Source organism: Membranihabitans marinus (genome assembly GCF_019802045.1).
Lineage (GTDB): Bacteria > Bacteroidota > Bacteroidia > Chitinophagales > Saprospiraceae > Membranihabitans > Membranihabitans marinus_A.
Genome location: NZ_JAHVHU010000006.1, coordinates 15,790 through 35,917 on the forward strand (window position 1 = coordinate 15,790; position 20,128 = coordinate 35,917).

A 20,128-nucleotide genomic window follows, 5' to 3' on the forward strand; every position below is an offset into this window, starting at 1 on the left:
CCATGAACAAAATTACTCTACTCATTATTTTATTTTCAGCGATGACTACCGCAGTGGTAGCTCAGGATGCTGATTATGTGCCCATGTTTGGCAACAAAGCCACAGGTTGGTACCAGTATACCGATTTTGGTGAAGTCGGAGGTAAAACTACCCTGAAGATCTATACCGACGGCGATACCACAGTCAATGGAAAGACCTACATCAAATTATTAAGCGACTGGTACTACGCCGAAGAGGATACGGCCTATACCAATTTAAGTGGATTTTTCAGAGAAGATACCGAGGAGCGCAAGGTCTATAGCCTGAACTCATCCAGTTCGATCAACCCTGAAACCGTGTACTACGATTTTAGCAAACAACCGGGCGACACGATTCACATTGGAGTCAATACCGACCTTTTGCTGGATTCTATCAGTACGACTGCCGTCGTGTGTGGAAATACAGTATCCACCGGAAAGCGTGTATTTCATTTGTCAAACATCAATGACAGCAATTCAAAAGTAATCTGGATCGAAGGAGTTGGTTCGATAGCAGGCTTGTCAGCAAACTATTACAATATAAATTGTGACGTGCTCGATGAAGGTCTGATTTGCAAAATGACTGATGACGAAATCGTCTACCATTTCAATGGATTCGAAGGTTTTGAAGAATGCCCTTTCGAAGTGGGATCTTCCAATCATCAGCAACCGGAAGAACTGGTATTGCGACTGTACCCCAATCCGGCCCACTCCGTGTTACGGATATCCGGTGACCCATCAGAATTGGGGAATGCGCGTTATAGAATTTTCAATCTGACCGGTAAAATGGTCAAATCGGGTTTCCTTGATCATGCTCGGGAAACTTCATTGGACATTTCCAATTTACAAGGCGGGGCATACATCCTTGAAATATTTAATGCAGACAAAAATCTGCTTACTAATAAAAAGGTCGTGATCGCTCAATAAGTGGTTGCACTTAAAAATTCATTCTTTAAAAAGTTATACCTTTAACCGGGTGTAACTTTTTTTTTGTCCGGATAGCATTATGATGACTCCAAACATCACGCTCTTATACGGGTACCCAGAAAACATCTAAATAAATAATTTACCCATGAAGGAACGTTCATCACTTATCGATTCCGCTTTTTTACCCGTCATTGTAGCTCCGATGTTCCTCGTGTCAGGACCGGCCCTGGTTACGGCGTGTTGTAAAGCCGGCGTAATGGCCTCCTTTCCGATGCCCAATGCCCGTCCGATCAAAGAACTGAATCAGTGGTTCGAAGACATCACTTACTCGCTCAATACCTATAAAAAAGAAAATCCCGATCACACAGTGGCCCCATTTGTCCCCAATATGATCGTCCACAGTAGCTATGATCGATTTGAAGCCGAATTGGAATTGATTCGCAAATATCAACCGCCCATCGTCATAACTTCGCTGGGCAATCCGGGCCGGGTGGTTCCTACAGTTCACGCTTATGGTGGCCAGGTGTATTCAGATGTGAATTCAATAAAATGGGCCCACAAGGCCATCGATGCAGGCGTCGATGGACTGATCCTGGTTGCTGCCGGTGCCGGTGGTCACACTGGTCAGATGGCTTCTTTCCCGTTTATCGAAGCCGTACGTAAATTTTTTGAGGGCACACTGATCCTGGCCGGCGGGATTAATTCTGGATCTGCTATTCTGGCAGCCCAGGCACTCGGTGCAGATCTGGCTTACATGGGCACCCGGTTTATCGCAGCCACAGAAAGCCTGGCCGCTCAATCATACAAACAGATGCTGGTGGATGGAAAATTTGATGACCTGGTGTTAACACCAGCAGTGACGGGCATTCCGGCCCACTTCATCCGGCAAAGTCTGGAAAAGGCCGGCGTGAACATTACGGAAACAGGTAAGGTTAATTTTGATATGCAAAATGACGAATCGGGAGCCAGGGCCTGGAAAGACATCTGGTCAGCTGGCCATGGGATTGAAAATATTCATGACATCCGTTCAGCCAAAGATATTATTCTCAGTTTACATACCGAATATGTAGCAGCCGTTCAGCGTATTACCCGGAAAACCCCGGGGATAGCTTAAAAATTGATCCACTTATTTTTAGGCAAAAGATTGTGATCCTATCATTTTCTTCGCTTCTGCACTAAAAACACACTCAACAGTATCAAGGCAAATCCTACAAACTGGTGGGGCAAAATGGTCTCTCCGTCAGCAATCCCCCAAAGAATAGCTACGATGGGCACGAGGTAGGTCGTCGTGGAACCAAATACCGGATCCGTTTGCTGCACTAATTTCCAAAATAATAATAAGGCCAAAGCGGTCCCTACGACTGCCAGGATAGCCACTGCACCCAGTGAAAACCAGGCTTGCGGATCACTTTGCATAATTTCCACAAAATCAGTTGCACCCAAATAAATCAACGCAGGAAACCCGATCAAAAAAAAACTCACTGCTGTGATATCTGTCGAATCAACATCCTTCAAATTCCGATGGACGATATTTCCACTGACCCCATACATGATGGTAGAAGCCAAAATATACAAGGCACTGGAGTTTATTCCCACAGTTACTCCTGGTTCTATCATCAGACTCACCGCTCCGATCAATCCCACTCCTACGCCAATCGTTCGTTTGTGGCTATAATCCTGTTCAAATAAGGTGATACCCCACAGATAAGTAAACATTGGGGTCATAGACACCAAAATTCCAGCTGTCGAACTGTCTGTTTTGACCTGTCCCAGCGGGATCAAAAAAGAAGGCACAAAACTGCTGAAAATTCCGACTGCCAAAACAGCCCACATATATTTTTTCGGAATCCGATACAATGCACGGACAGCCAGTGGTAAAAGAACCAAGAAAGCTATACCGATCCGCAAAGCACCCACTTGCATACCGGAAAAACTCACCAACCCTTTTTTGATCAGGATAAAAGATGTTCCCCACACCAGGGTAAGAACAAATAAGGTGAGGTAACTCTTAAAGGTTGGGCTACCGCCTCCACTTTGAATCATTATCATGAATTTAGCTGCAAATGTAGGTGATACAACCGGTAAATGAAAAGAGGTTCACATTTTTGATTATTTTTCTCACATTACCCCTCAAACTACACGCAGTCGCCATGGTTCTTGCATCCAAAAAAAGATTGCTAAAAAGTAGGGTCTACCCGGAACTTTGTTCACCATTCACAAGGTACAAATTTCAATTCCCCGTTGATGGAGGTCTCTTTTAGCCTTCACATAACTATCCTGGGATATAGATTTTGCCGCATTCTCTACAAAATGGGTCTGAAAACCTAAATCCTGTCCATCTCTGGCGGTATAATACACACAAATGTCAGCAGCTAATCCTGCGACATATATATCCGTTACTTCCAGATCCCGAAGAAAACCCGCCATGCCTGTACGATGTGCCCGGTTATTGTCAAAAAAACCGCTATAACTATCCACTTCCGGATCCATTCCTTTTCGAAAAACTGCACTGATCGGTTTTGTATTTAACTCTGCTGAAAATTGCGCTCCCGGGGTCCCCTGGACGCAATGATCCGGCCACAACACCTGCTCGCCATTTCCTAATTCCAATACATCAAATGCATTCTTCCCTTGGTGGCTGGAAGCAAAACTAAAATGTCCGGCCGGATGCCAGTCCTGGGTCGCCACGATAATATCAAAATCCTGTTGTATCCGATTGATCACGGGAATAATCTCATCACCACCCTCCACGGATAAAGATCCGCCCGGGAGAAAATCATTTTGCATATCGACGACAATCAAAGCTTTCTTGCTCATAGCATATATTATTTATGTTTCAAGTTCATTCTTAAAATCAAAACAGCCTGCCGGAAAAAATGTTATGGTTTCTTAGAATTTGGTATATTGATCCAATTATTGAATCGATAGTTACCTGAAGGATAAACAATCCATTGCGGTTTATCAACGACGATCTTATTTTTGGTTAAAATCATATTTCATGAAGTTTTGGAGTGAATTCAAGGAGTTTGCAGTCAAAGGAAACATGCTCGACATGGCAGTTGGCATCATCATCGGGGCTGCCTTCAGTAAAATCGTCAATAGTCTGGTTAAATTTGTTTTGACACCGCCGCTTAGTTTTTTGACCAATGGAGTACATCTGGAATCTTTGCAGTGGATCCTCAGGCCAGCGAAGACGGACGGTTCCGGAGAGGTTGTCAAGGAGGCGTTGATTATTCAGTATGGGATGTTCCTGCAGGCTGCGATCGATTTTCTGATCATTGCGATGACCATATTTATCCTGATTAAAATGATCAACAGAATACGTCTCAAATCTGAAGACACGGAAGACAAAACCGTCCCTACCCCGAAAGACATCCAGCTCTTGACAGAAATACGAAACCTTATGCAAGAACAGACCAATAAGCAGTCTGACACCCCTTCTGAACGTTCTTAACCTCAGAAGTTTTCTGGTTTTTATTGACTTGCTCTAAGGACAGTTAAAAAAAACCGAAACAAGAAACGACTGAATAAATTTGGCGTACAAGCCCGATCAAATTGATCAACCCACCTGTGAGCGGCTAGCGAAAAAAATCACTGGCATGTAGTAGTCAAATGTGGTGAATGGACCCGGCTCGGCCCCGAGGACACAATTCATTCTTGTCGTGGTGTGGGTGGGTATAGGGAACCAAATAGCACAATATTGGTATAAATAAAGCTCCGCTGATCAACGTGCACACGTTTGACTTTTGCGGGTTAATGTGACAAAAAAAGGTTCTGTCAGATATTTTGACAGAACCTTTGTGTTTCAGTTTGAAAAAGTAATCTGCAAATTTATTTATTCAATTTTTCGATGAGTTTTTCATGGAGCATGACATAATGATCATTTCCCATGGCCTTCGCTGCTGATATTCCTTGTTTCGCCGTTTTCTCTGCTTCATCTTTTTTACCCAACTCAGCTTCGATCTGCGCTTTGTTGTATATGAACCATGGGAACTTAGCATCGGTCATTTCGACGGCCTTGGAGGCCCATTCGTGCGCTTGTTCAAGATTTTTGCCGGTTGCAAGATAATACCCCGATGCGGTGTAATAATCACCACTGGAAGGACCATTCATTACTTGATCGATGCTGGCAAATACTTTTTCATCCGTATTCAGTGAAACCGGTATACTTACCCGGGTATTTTCCCAGCTCAGATCGATGGTAGCGGTATTGTTGCGTATATTCCCAACCCCAATGGTAAAGGTCTCCACCTTATGGGGTAAGGTTTCAGGTTTGATCTGAATTCGCGCTGCATCATTGCTTTTATCATAGCCATCTGCGCCCGGTAAATTCATAGCATGGCTAAAGATCACCGTCCATTCCTTTTCACCTGGATATGTAAACAGTGAATAAGTTCCTTTTTTAAGTTGCTTACCACCAATCATAACATCATCGCCAAAAGAAACCTTTGTGGTTGCGTTTGCACCTGTGCGCCAGAATTGGTCGTACGGTACCAGTTCTCCAAAAATAGTGCGATTTTTTACGCCCGGACGGGAATACGTAATCTCAATGTCTGTCAATCCAACATCTTGTTTAAGTGTAGCTGTGGGACTTGCGGAAGGGGCCTGAACCTGTGCTGTCAAAGGATGTGCAGTGAATATACAAATACACGTCATTAACATTAAATAAAATAAATTTTTCATAGTACTATATTATTGTTTTAATCAAAAAATGAATCGTATTGGTTTTTATGATTTTCCTCACGAACTGGTTTTTTAACGGGTTCATTTAAATCCAGCGTTTCATCATCACCACTGTTGATAAGTAAATGCTCTTTCTCGCTCCCCAAGAGCAGGGAGTCAGAATCCTGCTCCCATTTTTCCAATAATTGCAAGCCTTTTTCCTCGAAAACCCCGTTTTGGATATCGATGGAGTTCATGAAGTCTTCAGACATCACCATAAACTCTTCCATTTCACCGACTTTTTGACTGACATCGTCCGCTACCGCTTCGAGTGCCCGATCAAACATTTCTTTCTTATCACCATCTCCTTTGACTACATCCATAGCAGATTTCATAGCAGTATGACTGGCAAGAATTGCTTTCCGTTCCTGTTCTTTCAGGAAAACCTGATCTTTGATATCTTCGAGTAAGATTTCTGAATTCTCATACATGCGTCGGAGTACTCTGTAAAGGATTTCCATCCGGTTATACATTTCTTCCAGCCGCTTATTCGACTCCTTTAATCGCCCCGCTTTACGGGATTTGAGAATCATGACATTCCGTTTTTCTCTTTGTCGGGCTGCACTGGCTTCTTCGATGTTTGCTTTAATACTCTTTTGATTGTTGTAAATTATTTCCTGCAATTGATGCATTTGTCCGCGGAGCTGAGCGATCTGCCGATGCATCTTTTTGACATTCCCTTTGAGATCATCGATGTACGTTTTCAACACGGAAATCGGATCAATTTTCACAAACAAACTCGTGATCCAACGCATGGATTTTTTGTAAAAATACCATATGAGGTTTCTCATCTTGGGATCCAGAACCATAAAAAGGATTACACCCAAAACCATAAGTAATGCCGCCAAACCGATGCCTGTAGAAAATAAACTTACGAGAACCGGCAAAGCAGTATAAATTCCCAGTATCACACCACCAGTCAGGAGTGCCAACACCAATGCACCAGTCCGACCCTCAGGCCGTTGCCAAAATGTTCTTGTCGATTTTATATCTGCCATTTATTAAATTGATTCGTACATCGAGTATCACACGGAATATACCGGTTTAACAATGCAAATTTAACTAAAAAACCGCTTATAAGATAAATTCCACCCCCGGGATCTGACTCATAAGAAAACTGAAGAGCTGCAGGTTCAGTAATTCTCCAAATCACCTACCCCGCAAAACACCCCAGGTTGAGTTTTGTTTTTGCACTACGGCCGGTGGAAAGCTGCAAAACAATAGAATATATTCTCGGTATGTCGACCCAATATATTGGGATTATATCTTCTTTATCGTTAACTTTAGCACTTTCTAAAAACCCCTGCATGAAGAGAATTAATTTGTGGAAACATTTAAAGAGAACTACGTGTCCGCCACTACTTTTATTGTTGTTATTCAACCTATTGACTAACGTAGGTCTAGTTCATTCACAAAACAGCCCAGATCTCAATCACCTGGATAATATTTCCACAGAAATCCCGCCAACAGATTCTGCTGCACAATCTCTAAAATCAATGGAAGCAGAATTGATAGGAGCCGGAGACACCCTCCTGGCTTTTACAAACTACATCCAGTGGACCAGGTATCTGATAGATCGGGGGAACTATCGGTTATGGGGTTCGGATCTGGATCCATACAAGACCTATGCAGAGGATCATCCGGCGTTCAGAGAACACCATCTGTATAAGTTTGTCCTTGGCTTGAATCATATCGCGGAAGGTCGTCCACGGCAGGCAGTCCGGCATCTGTTGGACATCGAAAACAACATCTCGTCGGAAGACCTCTTGTTCCTGGAAGCGGTTTATTTTGATCTATACACCGGTTTCCTTGCCTTGACTGATTATCAGGGTGCAGCCGAATATGCTCTGAAGCTGTTAGAGCAAGCCCAACAAGAAAAAGACAAACCCGGTGAGCTAGCCGCCCGATTGATGGTAGCCACGACTTTTGCCAAACAAGGTCGGTTTGAAGAAACGAGCCGGCAGCGAAATCAAGCGGCACAGTTGGCCCGGGAAACCGGAGAATATGGCCAGTTGATTTTTATTTATGCCAACAATGCGATCGACGAACGAAAACAAAAAAATTACGACGCTTCATTTCAGTATTACAACGATGCTCTGGTTACGATTGACACGAATTCGACATTCCATAAAGCCGACCTACTATTCTACCAGGTGTTTGTTCATGCCAACAAACTTACACTATTCAACGATGTCGGGATGACTGACAGTACCATTCGAAGCGGGCCCGCGATCCTAGACAGCCTGGAGAGTTATGGCGCTACCGCATCCATTATCGATGCTCACATACAGATCGGGCGAGCTTTTTTATTGGAAGGTAAAACCGAACAAGCCCTATATTATCTTGAAAAAGCAAAAAATAAGCTTGAGGGATCGGGACGTGACCAGATGATTATCGAAGTGAATAGCCTATTGGCAGATGTCTACAAAACAACTGGGTTCTATCAAAAAGCGGCTGAAGCGCTATCCGATCAGATTCGCGTCCAAAACCAGGTCGATTCGATCAACAATGCACAACTTATTAACTCCCTACAGATGAGGTACGAAAGCGACCGACAACAAGCTGTCATCGAACAAAAAGAACTTGAAGTGCAGCAGGGCATCCGGGAAAGAAAAGCCAACATGCGGATTTTCTTAGTCAGCATAATTGGTCTTTCTCTGATCGGTTTTTCAATATTTCAATGGAAGCATCGGCTGCAGTTAAAGCGAGAAAAGAATCTTGAAATCAAATACAATCAACAATTAATCCAATTTCAGGAAGACGAGAATCGTCGCATCTCCAAAGAATTGCATGATGGCATCGGTCAAAGCCTTATGTTGATCAAAAACAAAGTTCAACTTAATCACGATGGTATCACAGCGCAAATGGTAGGAGACACACTGGAAGAAGTCCGGACAATCAGCCGGGCATTGCACCCGTTCACACTGCAAAAACTGGGATTAACAGCGGCCTTACAAAAACTCATTGGAGACTTTGACACCAACACGGATATATTCGTAGATACTGCCATCGAAGATATTGATCAGCACTATACCAATCAGTCCGCGTTGAACATCTTTCGAATTGCTCAGGAATGTCTGAACAACATCTTAAAACACAGCCAGGCCAAAGCTGTTGAATTTAGAGTCCGGAAACATACAAAGCATGCCGAGTTATATATAAAGGACAATGGACGTGGATTTGACGTCTCAGAAAATTTTAATACGGTATCGAGTCTTGGCTTGAAAACCTTACGCGAACGAACCCGATTTCTGAAGGGACAGCTCAATATTCATTCAGAAAAGGGAGCAGGCACAAAAATCACACTAAAAATTCCCTACGATGACTGATCCCAAAATTTTAATCGCAGACGACCACCCGCTCTTCCTTAGAGGAATTGCAGATTTTCTTCATCAACTTCAATACCACAACCTGATACTGGCACCAGATGGACTGTCTGCTTTACAGCAAATTATCGATCATAAACCTGAGGTAGCTATTCTGGATATTGAAATGCCCTATCTCACAGGACTTGAAGTGGCTCAAAAAATTGGAGAAAAAAGATTACCTACACGCTTTATTATTCTTTCATATCAGGAGGATCAGATGATCATCCGGATGGCAGATAAGCTCCATGTGTCGGGCTATCTTCTAAAAGAGGACTCCATGGCTGAACTTCAAGACTGCCTGAAGAATGTATTGGAAGGAAAAACTTACTTTAGTTCCAAAATCGCACAAAATCACACGATTAAAGGACACCCTTCACCCATCCAAGAATTGACACCTACAGAAAAAAAGATCCTGAAAATGATAGCCAATGATCTGACCAGCCGGGCCATTGCTGAAAATTACGGCGTGTCCGTGCGTACGGTTGAAAAACACCGGAGTAATATCATAGAAAAACTGGCTTTACCTACTTCGCCGACTTCCCTCATAACCTGGGCAAAAAAAAACAGTCAATATCTGTAAATATAATCGCCGGGATCAAGCAAAATCAGGGTCATATACGTAGAACCACGTAGATAATTGCGTACCAACACGTATTGTTTGAAATCTTACCTTAAAGTACATTTGACCTATATTCGATTTTAAATTTTCAAATTTCCCTGAAGTTAAACCCCATAGTAACTTTGCCGAAAAGAGGATTTAAAATCACTGACGTGGGATATCACATCAGCAATAGTTAAGTTAGGTATTGCCAGATGCTTTCTGTTTGTGATCAGAAAGCATCTTTTTTTTTAACAATCCCCGCTGGGCTTACTGGGGACTTCAGAGATTTTTTGTGCATAAAGCATCATTTCAGAAGCATTGCACTAATAAAAATTTATCTTTGCGCCGAACTATTTTAAAATCCTGTCGTTATAGGGATTGACAACGTTCTTTAACTTATGGGGCTGATTTGGATTCGACAGGGAAGATTTCTGGTCAGTAAGCATGTCGGAGCATCTTGATTTACTCCGTTAACAAATAATCTTGAAACCAATTTAACTGGCAATAATAACTTTGCCCTTGCAGCCTAATTTTAGAAATTAGAGATGCATGTGTGCCTCTGGCTTGATGCCTGATACAAAGTCGGACGCACATCATAAACATTCAGGCTTAAGTTCCGGACTTGTTCCGATCCGGAACTGACATTTAAGGAAATAAGGAATTGGACAGGTCCTTTGCAGAACCGGTTCTTTTCCCGACAACTCAATCTGTAAATAAGCATGTAGAAAGCTGATGAGTGCTTTGACTGGACCCGGGTTCGACCCCCGGCAGCTCCACTTTTTTTATTCTCATATCTTGATTTCCCCCGACATAGCTACGCTTTGCCTGTATCTTGATTATCATACTTTCCTGTGAATTGCTTTAATAACACATTTATACGTATCTGATTCGTATCTTCTTTTCGAAACTGGTACGAATGATCAAAAATGTTCTACTGAAATCCAAGTTAGATAAAACCTGCAACCTACTTGTCATTTACGTTTCGCTCCAATCTAAAAAGTAATACTATATCTAGAATACTGAACTGTTCATCATTCAGAGCTAAAAAGTGTTACCCGTGGGAGCTTAGGCAACATAATGAACGGGCCGATGTAGCAGATAAGGTTCTCGGTCAATATTTCCAACTAGTACTCTTTGTAATCTATCTTGAGAATCCAATATTTTAAACCTAAGAATCTTAGCGTTGCTTTGTCTAAGTACTCTCCGACACCTTCAAGTATCTGAAACCATGATTCTTTAATTATGGCATTGTTGTTTCGAGGATTTGTAAGTATTGCAAATTTTTCCATTTTGACTTTTTATGATTTTATTAGAATTGATTGTATAATTCTATTCTGGCAATAAATCCTTAAAAGTTTCCGATCGACGCTTTTCAAACGTACACATTTTCATATAATACATCTTATTTTCATCCAATTCAGATTGAAGATCCCTATGAGATTTAAAACCTTTATATGCGGGTATAAGATATAGGGCCAAAAGATAGGGCGATACATAAATAGCCAAGCAGATAATAATTCCATTTAGAAGGAAAAAATTAAACCAGTTAAACTCACCGTTCAACGAATAATCTTCTAACCAAACTGTGCTCAACATCATGTGCTTACCAAAATCAGGAGGTTCAGGTGTCTCAATCGCTTTAGAATGGTAGTACACAGACATTTCTTCCGCTCCTTCAATCGCAGTTGTCATAACCTCTCTAAATAAGGTATTAACATTTACGATGATTTTTTCGACCTTATCTAATTCGTTTTTGTTCTTATCTTCATCCAACTCTAGAACATCGACTACATCTTCTACTTTGTGTTTGAATTTCATCATGGAGTTTAGCAATATCTCCGTTTCTGAATTATCTAAATAATCATCTTGAATAAATTCCTTTGCTTCGTTTTTAAGTGCTGTATATGCCCCAACCAATTTATTGACTAACGTTGGGGGGCGAAAACTTGTCTGAAAAGACACAGCTTTGTCAAATTCAGATTTTTTCACTCTTTTCTGTCGAGGACTAGAACGAGTAGAAGGAGAAGCGGAAGAGTTCCGAATTGGAATAGAATGGGCGTCTTTAAAGATTTGGTTGCTGACCACTCTTCCCATGTCTCTACCTACCTGATTAATGGCACTACGAATCAAACTCATATTTACTTTACTTTTTTTCCGCAATGCGGACAATTAATTATAGATGCATCTTCTCCCTTCATTTTATCCATAAACCCTGCGCTAATCAAGGCTGTTGGTAATGCAATAAGTCCTATCCCCGTCACTGCTATTATTCCACTTACGAACTTTCCTACACCAGTGATTGGATAAACATCACCATATCCAACAGTTGTTAACGTAGCAATCGCCCACCATATCCCATCCAACACATTTGAGAATTCATCAGGCTGTACTTGACCTTCTACAAAATACATTAAAAAGGCTGAAAAAAGAATTATAATGATACTCAAGAACCCTGTAACAACTAGCTCAGACTTCTTCTCTTGCAATACTTCTCGTACTAATTTCATGGATTTATAATATCTACCCAATTTAAATATCCGGAAAAATCTTAAAAATCTCAGTACCCGAATAAATCTTAAATCTACTGAAGAAAAAACTAGTGGCAAGTAGAACGGAATAATCGATAACAAGTCAATAATACCAAAAATTGAAAAAATATACTTGGCGTAAGATCCTACCTTTGACTTACTTGGGTGTGTTATTGGTGATAAAATTATCCTTGTGATGTATTCTACACTAAAAACGATTATTGAAAAAATTTCAAAGTGTCTCAACACTTGTTCGACATGTGTTGGAACACCCTTGAATGTCTCAATTGATAAAGCTATCAAATTCAGAAAAATCAAAAAATTGATTAACACATCCAAACTCCCTAGGAAACGAATAATCTGGTCGTCCCTTATGGAGGTGTCACTATCCGCTTTAAAATTCATGTGTTCTTTAGACTTATATAAAACAAATACTTATCCATAGACTTGAAGTCGTCCCGAACTCTACTATTATAATTTTGCCCTCATCCTCATCACCTCTCGCAATCTGTTCCGATGAAGTTTAATTTTAAACGGAAGATACTAATAATAATGTACCTGGATCAATCCGTCCCTCCAGATCCAGCAGTTGGGCTACCAATGAGCTAGAAAAATCAATATCAAAATAGGGTCGCATGCTTATAACTACGTCAAGTTACGTGCCATTCTCATTATTATATGCTTCTCTGTTTTGACGGTAGTATATCAGTTTCATCATACATCTTTCTCAATCCATCAAGCACCCGTCCGGGGCTGGTTTATCACTTTCACTATCTTTCCAAACGATATATATTTGGCTGCGAAATATCGAGATCAAATGCCAAATCGAATCGCCGCAACTTATTAGCGATAAGACACGATTACAGGTCATTCGGAAGTGAGTTTTTCTCAAAGAAAGAGTTTGGTTGATCGTTGGCATTAAAATTATTAAGAATTCTCCTGGTTATCGAGGTCATTTTCAATTCTAAGTTTTGTAAGCGACAAATCAGGTCATAAGTGGCTTCATTCATTTATTCAATGTACTTCATTCTTGGATCCATCATACCAAAATATTTTAACTTTGTCAGTTTGCTGATTAACAAGATTTAGCATCTTTATAGGGATCCTAATCATTTAGCAACAAGTAAAACATTGCCTTCACAGGCTGGCTCATCTTTCTACTACCAGATATCCATTTACTGATATTCCCTTTGTCTATCCCGGTTAGATCCCGAATTGCCTTGGATGCCATCCTCTTCTTGCTCATGCGCTCCTGAACCCATGCTGGTGTTACTATATCGACGGCTGGGGCGTTATAGGGGCTTAAACGAACTTTCAATTCATGGTTCGGGAAAACTCTATTAAATAAATCCCTAGTGCGCTCTGACATTTCTTTCTCGGTAAAGTAGTTTTCATTGGGGCTTTTAAATTGTCTAGCCTCCACTATTAACTCAGAATCATCAAAATGGATAACTTTAAAATATAATTGTGCGTGCCTTGCATAATTGTACGCATCTTGTTTCAATTCATTGATGTCTGATTCAGAAAGAGAGTCCTGAATAAGATGGATGTTCTTGACTAACTTCATTTGTCATATTTTTTGATAGTAAAAAGGCCTAAGTCAAAACCCAGTTTTGGACGTTAAATCCAAATTAATATAGTTCATAGAATAAGCTGATCAAAGATAGTTCAGAGTTGGCATTATGACAACTTTACTTATAAATAAAATATTTTAACTTTGAGTACTAATACATAGAAATTATGAGGTGTTAGCGAATGAGAATTTAGGATATATTTATAGACCGCAATGTGGAAAGCACCTCGGAATTCATTACCTTTGCGCTCGAATGAAGATCTTCATTCGATCTCTCACTAAAATTTAATCTTCCATATGGATGAAATTCAGATAAAAATCAACAAGGATCTTAAAAACTGGAGACAACTTATCAAACCCTACCAGGGCCACAGTAAAAAATTAGCGACCATTCAAATATTAAACACCTTTTTGCCTTTCATCGGATTGTGGGTGTTAACCTTTTTTGCCATGAAATATTCCTACTGGCTTGGAATCCCCTTAGCTATAGTATGTGGTTTTTTTATGGCGCGGATATTTATTATCCAACACGATTGTGGACACCAGTCATTTCTGGGATCTAAAAAACAAAATACCATCGTGGGATGGGTATGCAGTGTATTCAGTACCATTCCGTACGATTATTGGTATCGGGTTCACAATTTTCATCACAGTCACAATGGTCAGCTGGAAACCCGCCACATCGGCGATGTTCCCATGCTAACTGTCAAAGAATACGACCAACTATCAACCTGGAAAAAATTGGGCTACCGGATTTATCGTTCGCCGATTGTTCTCCACTTAATCGTTCCTGTGGGTTACCTGCTGTTCGTAGTGAGATCGCCCCTGGTAAAAGAAAAAATGGTCACCAAAGGCCACAAACCCTTGATTGGTAATAATCTTCTGATTGTTGGTGTCTATGCGCTGTTGACCCTCCTTCTGGGATGGCATTTTTTAATCGTTCAAATGACCATATTGTTCTTTTTCATCGTAATTGCATTTTGGTTTTTTTACGTACAGCATCAACATGAGGAAACCTACAAGCAATGGAAAGACAAATGGGATTACCTCGTGGCTTCCATCAAGGGTAGTACTTACTATAAAGTGCCGCGTCCGATCAACTGGCTGACCGGCAATATTGGTTTGCACCACATCCACCACCTGAGTCCGAGAATACCCAATTATTTCCTGCAAAAATGCGCCAGAGAGAATCCTGTATTTCAAAAGCACGTTAAAGTATTGGGTGGATGGGAAAGCTTTACCTGCATTTTCAACAAACTCTGGGATGAAGAGCAGCAAAAAATGGTAAGCTTCTGGCAATATTCAAAAATGAAAAAGGCCACGGTTAAGGCATAGGAAATTTTTCCTTGAGTCACTCAAATCATCAAACAATTGATGATCTAAATAACAACGGGGTATTGGATGAACCAATACCCCGTTGTTATTTAATTAGGGAATAGATATTTTCATTTTCGGATAACTCATCCTCACACCAGATGACCACACCCAAAATCGCCACACTGGAGTTAGAATCAATAGTACAGTTAACCCGCTTTATTCACCACGTCAAACAATTATGACGCATAATTTCCAGTGAATCAATTGCTTAATTCCCAAAATTGGGCATACTACATAGCCCAAATTTGGGCGACGTTCGACTTTTGCGGGTTAAACACCGACCACCGTGGCCTATTCTCTGATGTAAGACCGAATAATAGGTCCCCATATTTCGTATCCTTTGCGATTCATATGCAATGAATCCGAAGTCCATATTTCAGGGCGTATAGTCCCGTCCAGGCGATACATCGGTTGACTGACATCGATAAAGTCCACTCCTTCCGTGTTTTTAGCATACTCATACAAGGCCTGATTAGCAGCTTCGTATTTCGGAGTTATCTTGCGTCGTGCCGGACTTGGTTTGGGTGTTAAAAACGAAATGTGCGCTCCAGGTTTACGAATATTGACCAATCGAACGAAGGCACGAACATCAGCCATAAATTCTTCCGCAGACATCCCCGCATTCAAGTCGTTGTCACCTTCGTAAACTATAATCTGTTTTGGGTCATATGGCTCGATTAATTCATCAAAAAAGTAAAGAACATCCGATAACAACGAACCGCCAAATCCCAGGTTGATCGCATTTATTCCCTTGTAATCTTCTTCAAACCCCTTGTACCCTCTAAAACTACTGCTACCCACAAAAATCACATCCGGTTCACCGTGTTTTCCATCTTTACGATCCTTTGAAAATTGATCAATCGTTGACTGAAGTGCATCCCGTCGGGACTGATCTTTGGACTGGCCGTGAAGACCACTGCTTGCAGTAATTAGAAAAAAAACACAAATACTCCACGTAGAAAGATTTCCGAAAATCATAATTCGTTTTTATTTTTTTATTGATTCCAGGTAAAAATAATTAATTCTTGTTTATCCCAATGAATGCCCCAAAGTTTTTTCTAAGTGATATCTTTGTCCATCTGAATCGGAGCACGAACTATGGACACAAAAAACAACAACTCGGCGGACCTTCTGATCAATGACCTGCTACCAACCCACCCGCGGCGACTCTATGACCCCGTGGAGTATATTATGGCCCAAAAAGGGAAAAAAATCAGGTTCAACCTCGCACTTAAAGGTTGTGAACTATTCTCCGGATCTTCGGACGATGCCATGCAGGCGGCCATGGCTGTGGAAATTTTCCACAACTTCACACTCATTCACGACGATATCATGGACAATGCCAAAACCAGGCGGAACCAACCTACAATCCATGAAAAGTGGGACATTAATACCGGGATATTAAGCGGGGACGTCATGATGATATTAGCTTATGAAGCATTGTTGAAAGCACCAGAGCACGCACATGCCAAAATCTTTCCATTATTTACCCGCAGTGCCCGCGCAGTTTGCGAAGGACAGCAAATGGACATGGACTTTGAATCGCTACCCGTGGTTCAAATCGATAAATATCTGGAGATGATAACCAAAAAGACAGGTGTACTAATTGCCGCCGCATTAGGGATGGGTGCGGCCTGTGGCGGTGCAACAGATGCCGAAGTGGAGCACCTCTATGAATATGGAAAAAACCTGGGCATCTCTTTTCAGATCAGGGATGACATACTGGATTGTTATGGAGAGACCCAAAAAATAGGGAAGATAAAAGCAGGCGATATTATTCAAGGAAAGAAAACCATCTTGTATATCCGAACCTGGTTTTCCATGCCGGAAGAAGAACAAGATGGATTCACCGAACTCTATCATAGTTCTGCTCCAGATAAGATCGACACAATACTTAACTATTTTGAAAAAGCAGGCGCCAAAGAATATGCGCTGGCCAAAGAACAGGAGTACTTTGAAAAAGCGCATGCAGCACTGGCAAAAATCGATGTTTCACCCCAACGAAAAAAGAAGCTGACCGATTATACGCAGTCTATTTTCCGACGTGAACATTGAAAGAACAGATAGTAAGTTTTAAAGTGGGGTTTGCGTTCACATCGGCTGACAAGTAGGGACATTTAGCAGATCGAACAGTTATACCGGTTGCTGATTGACTTTATCCCCCCACTCATCGTACGACGACGGGTCGGGCATAGCTCAAAAGAATGCACTGTAGCCTCTTCCTTCGTTATTTAAAAGAAGCATGCGTGGAAGAGTTACAAGCCCTGCCTGCCACTGAAAAGACCTGTTGTTAACTTCTATCTAAAAAAGAGCTTTCCATCCCACCAATTTTTTTCTATGGTCGCATCGTATTTCTCATAAAACCGAATGGCATTTTCATTCCAATCCAAAACTTCCCATTTCATCAAAGCACAATCCGTCTTCCTGGCCTGTTCAATTACGCCATCGAATAGTGCCTTCCCGATGCCGATCCCCCGAAGTTCCTGACGCACGACAAAATCTTCCAAAAACAACATCTTTCCCTTCCAGGTCGAGAAAGTAAAATAATACAACGCTATGCCAACAATTTTTTCATTCGATTCGGCAACAAGAAAGTCAAACAATCCTTCCTTGTAAAGCGCTAAATATTCTGCTTCGGTGGTAATAACTTCGTCCGGAGCTTTCTCAAATTCCGCTAATTCTTTGACCAGGCTAAATACACCTTCGATATCACCAGTGTGTCCTTTTCTTATATGATAATCCATAAATTCTAAAATTTTCCTGCTTCACGTTTTATATAAGTCACCAGATCGTTAATCTGCCCCGGACTCATCTTTTCTTTTGTGTACTGAGGCATATAAGCGTGTTTTCCGCTCATAGGCGGCGTGCCATATCGTATCGCTTGATACAATGATTTTTTATCGTAATCCGGGATGTGTTTATAAAGATACTTAAAAGTCATTTTTGTATTATCCAAAAGGAAATAACTAAAATTTTGGTTGTAATGACAATGTTGGCAGGACAATTTATACAGTTGTTCTCCTTTCAATGGATCCCCGGTGACATACATCCGCTCGTTTTTGGTGCTCGGCGGAGGCAAAAAGGTTGCGCTATACCGCAAAGGATATTTCGATTGGAGCATAGTCAAAGCTTCATTTTTCACATTTTGACCCTGCGGTTGATTCAGTGCTCTATCCAGTAATCTGGTTTCTTCCGGGGAAAGTCGAATATCTTCCAGCGTCAATTCAAGTTCCCAGAAATAGGCTAAAATTGATTCCAGCTCCCAATCTTCTAAAAGCCGGCCTTGCGAACATTCTGTCGCACACAGCTGGACAGCTTCCCGTAAATTTTCCCGGGTAGCAAAAACCAATTGACCATATTTCTTAAAATAATCATCATTGTAAAATTCAATTCGATTTACGATCCCCCAAAACGTGCTTCCAGGAAGATACGGGAGATTATTCTCTATCGCATACTGCAGCCGATCGTCCGGGTTAATATCGCTCAGGTCCGGATCCTCCCGTGTTGAATTGTGACAGGCGTTGCAGGTAAAAAACTTACTGATTCTGCGCGGTGGAAGAAGTGAAGGTGAAGAGTCGGCCACTCCATTGAAGATCAAATCACGCCCGGTGGCTGCAGAGACACCGGGGATTGACATATCTGGTCTGAAATTGTTACTCTCGCCACTTAAGCGCTCCACCACGTCAGCAACTGAAACTTCATCCGAAAGCCGGGACATTCCGGTTTCGGGATAGAATGCGCCCATTCCTATTAAAAAACAAAATACACCTGTGTAAATCCAACCCCGCATTATATCCTGAATTTTCTGGCGATGGTAAAACCAACTCGAAATCCTCCTTCCCGCCAGTCCGAACGCGAATAGGGAATATAATCGGTTTCACTTAATCCCCGGGCATTGATAAGATTCACCTGAAAAATATGTCCACCGCCCGTCTCCCACTCCAGACCAAATCCAAGTGGAAAATGGTAGTCTTCGTCCTGACCGAATCTGGAAATGGGATACGTAACTTCTCCCAACAGCGCAAAAGACCGACTGAGCTGGATTCGCAATCCCGCTGTCATAGCAAACAAATTGCTTTCTCGATCCGTCTGTACGTAATTATGATGAACCACATTGAGCCCCAATGATCCCGACAACACCGCATTGAATCTTTTTGCACCCACTAATTCTGAATAATATAAAAACCGATGTTGAAACTTGGGAAAGTAACTGAGTGAGGAAGAGTTCTCACTTTTGGGCATGGTCGACATGGTACTCATAACCATTATGCCCAGTGAGGACGGTCGTTCTGTACCCCGACTGGTTATACGCCACATGATGTGTCCGTTAATCAACTGGCTCAATGGCCCGGCACCCTTGGTCCGATGCAATCCAACCGTGACATCTTCCAGCATTCCATAGTCAAAACCGATTGAAATGTCCGAGGCGTTTTCCAGACCATAAAATGTTTTCCATCCCCCTCCACTTCCTGAAAAATCACCAAAGCGGTGGCCAACACGAAAATCCAGGACCCGTTTTGGCAACACTTCCGTGGACCAGGAATTAATAATTCTGCGGTCTTTATAAATATATGCCTGGACATTTTGACCAACTGCCGATGTAAAACTTATCCATATGCTAAGCATCAACAATATTTTCAAATTTCCCATCACGTGTTATTCTTTTAAGTACCCATTATCGATCCAACACTGAATTAGATGAAACTCCATGTTACTTAGCGTATCATTTTGTGGCATAGTGCCTTTCAGTAGTACTTCCGACTCGATCCCACCGTTTTTTATATCTGGGACCATGCCCTGATAACTTCGAAAGTCACCATACCCACTTGATCCATCGTGACAACCACTCGTCGCACATTTGCGGTTCAGTAAAAACCGGATTTCTTCATAAGTCACATCGTCCTGACATTTTTCCCTGGGCAGCACCTGATCACTGCTACAGGAAGTGTACATAAATCCCACCAGGATACCAAGCAGGATGACCTTCAAGCCATGTGATCTTTTCATAAAACGTT

19 protein-coding genes and 1 other RNA gene are annotated in these 20,128 nt (G+C 41.6%); 8 read left to right on the forward strand and 12 right to left on the reverse strand.

Annotated elements, in window-relative coordinates; genetic code table 11:
- Window positions 1-2: 2 nt before the first annotated feature.
- Both KUV50_RS06040 and KUV50_RS06045 read left to right on the forward strand, forming a co-directional pair.
- A complete protein-coding gene (locus tag KUV50_RS06040; RefSeq protein ID WP_222579204.1) occupies window positions 3-944 on the forward strand; it encodes a T9SS type A sorting domain-containing protein in 942 nt (313 codons plus the stop codon).
- Between the two features lie 145 nt (window positions 945-1,089).
- The gene (locus tag KUV50_RS06045) at window positions 1,090-2,058 is read left to right on the forward strand and encodes an NAD(P)H-dependent flavin oxidoreductase (protein ID WP_222579205.1); all 969 of its coding nucleotides are present in this window, start codon (window positions 1,090-1,092) and stop codon (window positions 2,056-2,058) included.
- Window positions 2,059-2,099: 41 nt separating this feature from the next.
- On the opposite strand, the gene KUV50_RS06050 is transcribed toward KUV50_RS06045, so the two are convergent.
- Window positions 2,100-2,987, reverse strand: a complete 888-nt coding sequence (locus KUV50_RS06050; protein ID WP_222579206.1) for a DMT family transporter — start codon at window positions 2,985-2,987, stop codon at window positions 2,100-2,102.
- Window positions 2,988-3,158: 171 nt separating this feature from the next.
- Window positions 3,159-3,761 carry a bifunctional nicotinamidase/pyrazinamidase gene (gene pncA / locus KUV50_RS06055; RefSeq protein ID WP_222579207.1) on the reverse strand — a complete coding sequence of 201 codons (603 nt, stop codon included), beginning with the start codon at window positions 3,759-3,761 and terminating at the stop codon, window positions 3,159-3,161.
- 181 nt (window positions 3,762-3,942) lie between these two features.
- Here pncA and mscL point away from each other — a divergent pair, with 181 nt between their 5' ends.
- Window positions 3,943-4,398, forward strand: coding sequence for a large-conductance mechanosensitive channel protein MscL (gene mscL / locus KUV50_RS06060; RefSeq protein WP_222579208.1), 456 nt, complete (start codon window positions 3,943-3,945; stop codon window positions 4,396-4,398).
- Between the two features lie 377 nt (window positions 4,399-4,775).
- Here the strand turns inward: mscL and KUV50_RS06065 are convergent, their stop codons facing one another.
- Together KUV50_RS06065 and KUV50_RS06070 are read right to left on the reverse strand one after the other, a co-directional pair.
- Window positions 4,776-5,627, reverse strand: a complete 852-nt coding sequence (locus KUV50_RS06065; protein ID WP_222579209.1) for a DUF2911 domain-containing protein — start codon at window positions 5,625-5,627, stop codon at window positions 4,776-4,778.
- 17 nt (window positions 5,628-5,644) lie between these two features.
- The gene (locus KUV50_RS06070; RefSeq protein ID WP_222579210.1) at window positions 5,645-6,664 is read right to left on the reverse strand and encodes a coiled-coil domain-containing protein; all 1,020 of its coding nucleotides are present in this window, start codon (window positions 6,662-6,664) and stop codon (window positions 5,645-5,647) included.
- A 309-nt stretch (window positions 6,665-6,973) separates the two neighbouring features.
- On the opposite strand from KUV50_RS06070, the gene KUV50_RS06075 reads away from it, so the two are divergent.
- From KUV50_RS06075 to ssrA, 3 genes are all read left to right on the forward strand, one after another.
- A complete protein-coding gene (locus KUV50_RS06075; protein WP_222579211.1) occupies window positions 6,974-8,995 on the forward strand; it encodes a sensor histidine kinase in 2,022 nt (673 codons plus the stop codon).
- Window positions 8,988-9,614 carry a response regulator transcription factor gene (locus tag KUV50_RS06080; protein WP_222579212.1) on the forward strand — a complete coding sequence of 209 codons (627 nt, stop codon included), beginning with the start codon at window positions 8,988-8,990 and terminating at the stop codon, window positions 9,612-9,614. The genes KUV50_RS06075 and KUV50_RS06080 overlap by 8 nt, the downstream gene beginning before the upstream one ends.
- 421 nt (window positions 9,615-10,035) lie before the next feature.
- Window positions 10,036-10,414: a transfer-messenger RNA gene (gene ssrA, locus KUV50_RS06085) on the forward strand.
- Window positions 10,415-10,964: 550 nt separating this feature from the next.
- On the opposite strand, the gene KUV50_RS06090 is transcribed toward ssrA, so the two are convergent.
- From KUV50_RS06090 to KUV50_RS06100, 3 genes are all read right to left on the reverse strand, one after another.
- Complete coding sequence (locus tag KUV50_RS06090) at window positions 10,965-11,771, reverse strand: hypothetical protein (RefSeq protein WP_222579213.1); 807 nt, start codon at window positions 11,769-11,771, stop codon at window positions 10,965-10,967.
- Window positions 11,772-11,773: 2 nt separating this feature from the next.
- Window positions 11,774-12,568: an ion transporter gene (locus KUV50_RS06095; RefSeq protein ID WP_222579214.1), complete on the reverse strand. Its 795-nt coding sequence runs from the start codon at window positions 12,566-12,568 to the stop codon at window positions 11,774-11,776.
- 700 nt (window positions 12,569-13,268) lie between these two features.
- Window positions 13,269-13,730 (reverse strand): hypothetical protein, encoded by a 462-nt coding sequence (locus KUV50_RS06100; protein ID WP_222579215.1) that lies wholly within the window; start codon window positions 13,728-13,730, stop codon window positions 13,269-13,271.
- Between the two features lie 303 nt (window positions 13,731-14,033).
- Between KUV50_RS06100 and KUV50_RS06105 the strand changes: the two genes are divergently transcribed.
- A complete protein-coding gene (locus tag KUV50_RS06105; protein WP_222579216.1) occupies window positions 14,034-15,071 on the forward strand; it encodes a fatty acid desaturase in 1,038 nt (345 codons plus the stop codon).
- Between the two features lie 333 nt (window positions 15,072-15,404).
- Here the strand turns inward: KUV50_RS06105 and KUV50_RS06110 are convergent, their stop codons facing one another.
- A complete protein-coding gene (locus KUV50_RS06110; RefSeq protein WP_222579217.1) occupies window positions 15,405-16,091 on the reverse strand; it encodes a GDSL-type esterase/lipase family protein in 687 nt (228 codons plus the stop codon).
- 120 nt (window positions 16,092-16,211) lie between these two features.
- On the opposite strand from KUV50_RS06110, the gene KUV50_RS06115 reads away from it, so the two are divergent.
- Complete coding sequence (locus tag KUV50_RS06115) at window positions 16,212-17,168, forward strand: polyprenyl synthetase family protein (RefSeq protein WP_222579218.1); 957 nt, start codon at window positions 16,212-16,214, stop codon at window positions 17,166-17,168.
- Between the two features lie 242 nt (window positions 17,169-17,410).
- Here the strand turns inward: KUV50_RS06115 and KUV50_RS06120 are convergent, their stop codons facing one another.
- Genes KUV50_RS06120 through KUV50_RS06135 form a run of 4 tightly spaced genes read right to left on the reverse strand, consistent with a single transcriptional unit; the run spans window position 17,411 to window position 20,120 of the window.
- Window positions 17,411-17,857 carry a GNAT family N-acetyltransferase gene (locus KUV50_RS06120; protein ID WP_222579219.1) on the reverse strand — a complete coding sequence of 149 codons (447 nt, stop codon included), beginning with the start codon at window positions 17,855-17,857 and terminating at the stop codon, window positions 17,411-17,413.
- Between the two features lie 5 nt (window positions 17,858-17,862).
- Complete coding sequence (locus KUV50_RS06125) at window positions 17,863-18,903, reverse strand: c-type cytochrome (RefSeq protein WP_222579220.1); 1,041 nt, start codon at window positions 18,901-18,903, stop codon at window positions 17,863-17,865.
- Window positions 18,903-19,763: a DUF5777 family beta-barrel protein gene (locus KUV50_RS06130; RefSeq protein ID WP_222579221.1), complete on the reverse strand. Its 861-nt coding sequence runs from the start codon at window positions 19,761-19,763 to the stop codon at window positions 18,903-18,905. The genes KUV50_RS06125 and KUV50_RS06130 overlap by 1 nt, the downstream gene beginning before the upstream one ends.
- A 6-nt stretch (window positions 19,764-19,769) precedes the next feature.
- Entirely contained in the window at window positions 19,770-20,120 is a 351-nt protein-coding gene (locus KUV50_RS06135) for a hypothetical protein (RefSeq protein WP_222579222.1), read from the reverse strand.
- Between the last annotated feature and the right edge of the window lie 8 nt (window positions 20,121-20,128).